At 43.0% G+C, this 6920-nt stretch carries 8 protein-coding genes; 4 read left to right on the top strand and 4 right to left on the bottom strand.

Annotation, left to right across the window (positions count from 1 at the left end; all coding sequences use genetic code 11):
* Window positions 1-432: 432 nt before the first annotated feature.
* Window positions 433-1116 carry an SH3 domain-containing protein gene (locus AB4493_RS02560; RefSeq protein WP_372154463.1) on the bottom strand — a complete coding sequence of 228 codons (684 nt, stop codon included), beginning with the start codon at window positions 1114-1116 and terminating at the stop codon, window positions 433-435.
* Between the two features lie 96 nt (window positions 1117-1212).
* Here AB4493_RS02560 and AB4493_RS02555 point away from each other — a divergent pair, with 96 nt between their 5' ends.
* Together AB4493_RS02555 and AB4493_RS02550 are read left to right on the top strand one after the other, a co-directional pair.
* Window positions 1213-1788 (top strand): hypothetical protein, encoded by a 576-nt coding sequence (locus AB4493_RS02555; RefSeq protein WP_372154462.1) that lies wholly within the window; start codon window positions 1213-1215, stop codon window positions 1786-1788.
* Between the two features lie 269 nt (window positions 1789-2057).
* Window positions 2058-2300 (top strand): hypothetical protein, encoded by a 243-nt coding sequence (locus tag AB4493_RS02550; RefSeq protein WP_017062621.1) that lies wholly within the window; start codon window positions 2058-2060, stop codon window positions 2298-2300.
* Window positions 2301-2469: 169 nt separating this feature from the next.
* Here AB4493_RS02550 and AB4493_RS02545 read toward each other — a convergent pair whose 3' ends face one another.
* A complete protein-coding gene (locus AB4493_RS02545) occupies window positions 2470-2928 on the bottom strand; it encodes an Lrp/AsnC family transcriptional regulator (protein ID WP_017062622.1) in 459 nt (152 codons plus the stop codon).
* A gap of 149 nt (window positions 2929-3077) precedes the next feature.
* Here AB4493_RS02545 and AB4493_RS02540 point away from each other — a divergent pair, with 149 nt between their 5' ends.
* On the top strand, window positions 3078-4007 hold the full coding sequence (locus tag AB4493_RS02540) for a DMT family transporter (RefSeq protein ID WP_017064490.1): 930 nt from the start codon (window positions 3078-3080) through the stop codon (window positions 4005-4007).
* 158 nt (window positions 4008-4165) lie between these two features.
* Entirely contained in the window at window positions 4166-4630 is a 465-nt protein-coding gene (locus AB4493_RS02535) for a hypothetical protein (RefSeq protein WP_017064489.1), read from the top strand.
* Between the two features lie 49 nt (window positions 4631-4679).
* Here AB4493_RS02535 and AB4493_RS02530 read toward each other — a convergent pair whose 3' ends face one another.
* Window positions 4680-6053 carry a sensor histidine kinase gene (locus tag AB4493_RS02530; protein ID WP_372148188.1) on the bottom strand — a complete coding sequence of 458 codons (1374 nt, stop codon included), beginning with the start codon at window positions 6051-6053 and terminating at the stop codon, window positions 4680-4682.
* Window positions 6054-6119: 66 nt separating this feature from the next.
* Window positions 6120-6851 (bottom strand): response regulator transcription factor, encoded by a 732-nt coding sequence (locus AB4493_RS02525; protein ID WP_017067448.1) that lies wholly within the window; start codon window positions 6849-6851, stop codon window positions 6120-6122.
* Window positions 6852-6920 lie beyond the last annotated feature (69 nt).

Below are 6920 nucleotides of genomic sequence, written 5' to 3'. Positions count from 1 at the left end.
CCTACAACTCAAAATCAAAAAGTATTATTACAAATATAAAATATTTTCGTATTATGATTAAAAACTAGACTTGCATCCCAAAATTAATGAAATGTTACGAACATGTAAATTAACGCAAAGCTATGATATTAATAAGGTTTATTTAATTTTACTTTTATCAACAAGCAGATAAGCCTTTGTTAATACGAGATAAATCTATATCTCCCAGCTTGTTTCAAGAATAATGCAATGTGGGAATTTGAAATGATTGATCACGAGAATAATAACAAAACTATTATTAGAAATTAATAAATGGTTCCTAATGATTCTATATGAGCTTCAATATAATTAACGTTCTAAATGGGGACGATGAGCATTATGAATAGACAAAAAAGCCCACTCAATCTATGAGTGGGCTTAAGTAAATAGCATTAATAAATTGAGCGTGGGATCTTACTTCGTAAATATTTCATTTGTATTTACATCAAGATAAATTTTGTTTTCAAGGGACAACCCACCACAATAAATAAAATAGACATCTCGATTGCTGTACTTAACAGATTTCACCCATCCGCCTAATTCTTCAAAATCACTTGGGGCACACTCCCCCTCAGAGATCAGTTTAGCCACCGAATTACGGAATTTTTCTTGATGGATCTTGAGGTCATCAGACTTAACCAAATAGGAATCCAATATCTCTTTGCTTTCTTTTTCCGAAATAATGACTTCATCATTCGATAAGCCTGACATAGAGACCCATTCCGCCGTCTGTGGGCCGCCTTCTTTAAGGACTATATAGTCTGAGATACGTGCCCATTCGCCTTGTTTCTCGAGTACCACCACCTTTTCCCCTTTATAGAGGTAATCTGTTATCAAGCCATCAATTTCAGGTTGCTCGACCACTTCAAGCTTTCTCTCCAAAACGTAAAATTCCGTCTGCTCGGGTTCAGGCTGAAGATCCATGGTAGGTACAAGGTCAGATTCAGATTGCTCGGTAGCTTCTAACGCCGGCTCTTCCGTTTTCTCTTGTGGGATTGGGTCTTTATTCATGACTAAGAAGTAGTATGCCGCTCCTCCCCCTCCGCCCAATATCAACAACACAAGTAAAGCGATCAGCGCTTTTTTCATCAAATCCACCAGCTCTTCCGTTATAGGTATGTCTCAAGTGTACATCAACTCATGCTGCTGCTCATCTATACTCTCAATAGAGCGCACGGTAAGTAGAGGAAAGTCATGAGTTTTTGGGGGAAAGTTATCATTGTAAGCGTAACTTTGAGTGCCAATGTCGCTCTAGCGAATCATTGTGACCGTGAAAACTGGCAAACACTGTTGGATCGTCAGCTCTCTTTTGAAGGTCGCTATAGTCAGTACACCAAAGAGTTCAACCAAGTTCTTTCAACCTATGAGTCACAGACATTGTTATCTAAACACTTTAATGAAAAGCAGATCATTGAGCTTTGGGCAAAGTACGAAGAAAGGTTTAATGTGCAGCTCAATAGTCATATTAATACCGCGTATGACGTCTCCGAGGTTTTGCTACAACAGGCGTATTTTGTGTCTAGTGAACTTGAAGGCGCTGACTCTCTAGCGTATTCATGGCAAGCCGTCGCCAAACACTGCACCAAAGCAAAACTCCCACGCCAGGCAGAAAGCGCGCAGGTGCACGTCCAAAGCTCACAATCACTCTCCCGAGATCTCCATACACTCAGTGAAAAATTCCGTCAGCTGTCTTCAAAATACCGCAGAGAAGCGACGATGATTGACGAAGCCCGCCACATAAACCAACCAGCAAACGGTGCATCAAACTGAAATCACCATTAGATTCTCTCACTCGTTCGACTGGACTTTTCCGATAAATATGCTCAATCCCATTCATAATATTCTAAGAACTCGTTAATCAAAGCTTTATCAATAGGTTGTAAAAGTAATGTGCTATCTATCAACAATGACGTTCAATTTCCGACCAATGCAAGCGAGTATGTGAGATATTCATCACAAAATAGATTTACAAACGCCAGAAAATTGTTATCATGAATCTTCATATAACTTAATAACAAGAAACATTTTGGCTAGGTAATATGCAAAAGACTATGGCTTTCAACTGCTTGAGTAACACGGAATGGACTGCAGAGATAAGAGGTAAACTTTTATCTGTAGCTAAACACATGGAAGAGTTCGGTTCAGTAAGTGAGCTAGAGCTATGTAAGATATTTGGAGAGACAATTTGGAATGACGGCGTGGATTATCATTCACATGCTTTTTCATTCAGAATTAATGCACAAACTGGGGATTGTTCAATCTCTAACTTTAAGTATCACTAAGTTTTGCACCTATCATATACGGAGTACCTTTCACGAGGTGCTCCGTTTTTTATTGCCTGAAGCCTGACACTTAATGGATGATTTTTGATATTGACCGCGCTTCTACTTCAGGAGTAAACCATTTCGTTTTCAGCTCATTCTGCCTTCGTGTTACTGCTCAGAGTTTGGCTTAATCGGTATAAATTGGCAGTGGTGCATTGCCTTTTACTTGTCTTATCGCAAGGTGGGTATGAATATCTTTGACGTTAGAGAGCCTTTGAAGTTTTCTTGTAAATGCCTCGTAGGCCATCAAGTTCGGGCTAACCACTTCTAGCAAATAGTCATAAGCCCCAGATACAACGTGGCAACTGATCACCTCTTCCATCTCTACAACAGCCGCCTCAAACTTATCTATCGACACTTCTTGGTGGTTGTTTAGGCTCACCTCAACAAACACACTCATTGCGATGCCGACTTGTTCTCGTGACAAGCTCACACGATAACCGTCAATAATACCCTTTTCTTCTAGCCTTTTGACTCGTCTTGCACAAGGCGAAGGTGATAAACCCACTTCATCAGCAAGTTCAGCCGTGGTTAACCTGCCATCTTTTTGTAGCAGTTCGAGAAGATGTCTATCAATTCTATCCATAGTAAATGCCAAACATTAGTTAAATCCGTTAATTATTTGGTAAATATTAGCAGAAATCATCAACGATAGTTCAAGTTAGGCCAAAACTTGCCAACCTGTGGCACAACAACTGTTCCATAATGAGTCATCACCCACTCTCCTTCAATATTATGAATCTTGGCTACTTATCTATTACTGTCACCCTACTCATTTGGGCGAGCTTTTTCCTGTCTCTTAAAGGCGGCGCAAATTCAGATTTAACACCTGCAGATATCGCCCTCACAAGATTTCTCATACCGGCTTTGGTGTTATTGCCTTTGATGTGGAAAGCACGCAGCGCGATTGCCGTCGTCCCTAAACGGTATCTAACGGGTATGTTTGTCGGTAGCGGATTGCCTTATCTGCTTGTTGCGGGAACGGCCATGCAGTTTGTTCCGGTCTCACATGGCAGTGCTCTTGTTCCGGGCACGCTCCCTCTGTTCGTCACAGGAATTGCGGTACTCTTTTTTAAGCAACCACTCAGCCGACACCGTGTTGTTGGTTTAGGTTTGGTTTTACTCGGTATACTGTTGTTTTTAGGAAGTAGCTTAAGCAGCTTCAACTTTGAATACACCAAAGGTCATTTATTGTTTTTATGCGGAAGCTTAATGTGGGCGATGTTCACCATCTCAGCCCGTGTCGCTAATCTTAATGCGTTAGTCAGTGCCGGTTTTATTTCTCTCTGTTCTACTTTGCTTTTACTCGTCCTAATTCTGACTGGAACCCTCCCAAGCCACCTAATGGACACACCAATCGCTAATTGGCCCTTCACGGAGCTTGCCGTTCATTCAACAGTGCAAGGCGTTGGGGCGGGTTTAATCGCTGCGTTCACTTACCTTTATGCGGTTAATACCTTAGGGGCTGAACGCTCTGCCGCTTTTGGCAGTGCAACACCCGCAGTGGCGACCTTGTTGGCGATCCCACTATTCAACGAGATTCCTGATGCGATGACTTGGCTCGCCCTTGGTTCTATTTGCATCGGCAGTTTGGTCGCGAGCAACATATTCATGAGAAACGACCAGTCGATGCAGTACCAACCGCCAAGCCACAGCAAAGCCTGATACTGCGTTCAAACCTAAATACAGTTCCCCTAAGCATCGATTTTAGGGCTTGTAGTACACAGATAAGCCCACAAACGTAGGCTTATCTAAAATCTGCTTTTTCTGAGCTCGCTTCTCCATTAAACTGTCCGACCTTTTTGCAGATCCAAGAGAACACCATGCAACGCGACTACACCTTAAATTGCTTAATCACCATGCCTCGCCATGAACTAGAAGAATTTAGTTTAAGAATGATTCATCGCCTTGTACCTGAAGATGCAATGACGGAATTGTTTACGTTCGAGCAAGAAGAAGTCACCAGCGAAGAGCGCATGCAATCAGCAAAATTTGACGCAATGCTTCGAATGACCGCTATCGCGCTTGGTGAAGTGAACCTCGCCTTCTCAGAGTCGGATAACTCGCAACAGAACATCGAGCGAATGACTCGCCTACTGCTTTGGCACTTCTACTCAATTTCTTTCAACCTTGAAGAAGCAATCGCAATCGAAGTGCACTGTGAGAAAGTAGAAAAGATCTTAAAGAACGCACCTAAAGATGCGTTTGGCTGGGTTAAAGAATTAACTGAGCTGCTTCACTTCTACGCGAAAGTGAACGAAGGTAACGAAGACAGAAAAGACGCTTAACGTTACTTCTACGTAAGTACACATCAAGCTAAATCGAAGGCAGATAGAGCTATACCGAAGGCAAGTAAAAGCTTTGCTGAAAGGAGTTCTCTGCCTTTGTTGTTTCTAGCACACTGTGATGCAACATCAGTATCGACTGCGCGATCTTGGTTCCTATTCCCAAAGAACCATTCGGCGCTTCCAGTTCAACCTCATTATGAATGACCACCTTCACCCGTTTGGAATCCGCTTCAAAACCAACATCTAACGACACCACAGTGCCACTTGGGCTATGCCTCAATGCATTATCTAACAGATTCAAAATCAACCTCTCAAGCAGATCACTGTCACCCACAGCCTTGATTCCAATAGGCATATTAATGTTCAACTCAACATTTTTATGGCGATATTTGCTTTGTATCGTTTCTAAGCATTCGCTCATCAGCCCATTGAAATCGATTGAAGCGTATTGATATGTGGGTACCGGGTTATCTTTCTTGGCGCTATCTAACAGCGAATGGAGCTGTTCAGATAACTTGTTGCCATTGCGATATGCCACATCTATGAGTGGATCCGAATGTGGGTTTTGAATCCTCCACGTTTCTAGATACCCCAATACACTCGACAATGGCGTTTTCAAATCATGACTGAGCTGTAATAAGCTTTGTCTTCGATGTGACGACTGATATTCAAGTTGCAAAAATTGCTGTTGAATGTGCTTCGCCATCAACTGATACGAGCGTGCAATCGGCACCAATTCTGGTACTTGATGAATGAAGTTCGGGTCCAATCGAAAATCTTGCTCTGCTTGTTGTTGCAGCTTGTTGGTTACTGCTTCTATTGGGTTTAACAGGCTACGTTTAACCAATAGATAAGCCCCAACTGCAAAACCCAAGATAGAGATCAGCATGAGCCCCGCGAGCGCAATGTATGGCGTGTCGACCTGCGAATTGGCAATCACGGTGTGACGATTACTGCCAATCAAAACGTACAGATACCCGACGGTCGAACCTAGCTCTTCAATCGCTGCTACGGAAAACACCTTACGAGCCCCGGGATTGATCGGATCTTCCCCCAGAATCGGATAAGGCTCGTCATTTAAAAATTGTCTAATGGGTGCTAAGTCTATCTGGCTTGCCAACACAGTGCCTTCTGGCGCAGCGTGCGTCGTGATATTTCCTTGGCTGTCGAGAAAATAAATGTCGAAATCGGGACCAATCAACATCAAGGTATGAAATATGGATTTAAGGGCTTTGGGGTTGTAGTCAGTCCCTATCATCAGAGGGTTATCATCGCGCATATGAACCGCGAGCTCTTTGTGTAAGCTCTGCTTAGTTCTTTGTTCTATGGTCTCTTTTTGCCAATTATAGGTATAAGCAATCACCACACTCACGAGCAGAAACCACAAACTGGTGAACAACACTAAACGCGATTTGAAACTCATGTTCTCTCCTCGATGGCTCTTAGGTCTTACTGGCCTTTTAGTAAACTTCGGACGCGACACATAGGCCTAAGCTTTCGACTCAAACTTATAACCAACACCCCAAACGGTTTTAATGAAATCATCATCACTATTCGGCATCGCAAGCTTGGTTCTTAGACGGTTGACTGTGCTACACACGGTATGGTGATAGCCAGAGTGATGAGTATTCCAAACATGATCGAGCAGCTCGTCTTTGCTATACACACGCCCCGGGCGGGTTGCTAAGAAATGAAGTAAGGTAAACTCGGTAGCTGTCAGCGGTACGTCTTGGTTATTGAGTGACACCTGATGGCGTTCAGGTTGAATAGTGAGCACACCAAAATTCATAATCGATTCTGCTGTCACAACCTCTTGAGTCGCTGATTCGACATGGCTTAAACGGCGAAGCACGTTCCTCACTCTTGCTTGAAACTCGAGAACGCTGAAAGGTTTCGTTATGTAGTCATCAACACCGGCTTCTAAGCCTGACACCTTATCTAACTCAGCGTCTCTTGCGGTTAGCATGAGTACTGGCGTCCAATCCTCTTGCTGACGCAACATTCGACAGAAATCGAGTCCGTCACCGTCTGGTAAGCCACGATCCAGTACGATCAAATCGAAATGACCCTCTTTATAGAGCGCCTGAGCCTTTTCAATCACATTAGCTCTGATTACGTTATGCCCTTGGAACTTAAGATGCATCTGCACCAGTTCAGCCAAGTCATCATCGTCTTCAACCAACAATATGTTTGCCATCAAATTTACCGCAGCACTGTTCATTATCCCTGCTCTATTCTGAGTCTGCCCACCTTTCAATTGACCGGAACAGAGCAGGAATTCTTTCATCGT

The organism is Vibrio sp. 10N.222.55.A1 (assembly GCF_041473835.1).
GTDB lineage: Bacteria > Pseudomonadota > Gammaproteobacteria > Enterobacterales > Vibrionaceae > Vibrio > Vibrio crassostreae_C.
Note: the sequence above shows the minus strand (reverse complement) of the source record. Positions and strands in the feature narration are given on the sequence as shown.

Excerpts from the sequence above, each read along its gene's own strand:
- AB4493_RS02535 (WP_017064489.1), top strand. The coding sequence starts at position 4,166 with ATGCAACGCGACTACACCTTAAATTGCTTAATCACCATGCCTCGCCAT.
- AB4493_RS02525 (WP_017067448.1), bottom strand. The coding sequence starts at position 6,851 with ATGAACAGTGCTGCGGTAAATTTGATGGCAAACATATTGTTGGTTGAA.
- AB4493_RS02555 (WP_372154462.1), top strand. The coding sequence starts at position 1,213 with ATGAGTTTTTGGGGGAAAGTTATCATTGTAAGCGTAACTTTGAGTGCC.
- AB4493_RS02530 (WP_372148188.1), bottom strand. The coding sequence starts at position 6,053 with ATGAGTTTCAAATCGCGTTTAGTGTTGTTCACCAGTTTGTGGTTTCTG.
- AB4493_RS02550 (WP_017062621.1), top strand. The coding sequence starts at position 2,058 with ATGCAAAAGACTATGGCTTTCAACTGCTTGAGTAACACGGAATGGACT.
- AB4493_RS02540 (WP_017064490.1), top strand. The coding sequence starts at position 3,078 with ATGAATCTTGGCTACTTATCTATTACTGTCACCCTACTCATTTGGGCG.
- AB4493_RS02545 (WP_017062622.1), bottom strand. The coding sequence starts at position 2,928 with ATGGATAGAATTGATAGACATCTTCTCGAACTGCTACAAAAAGATGGC.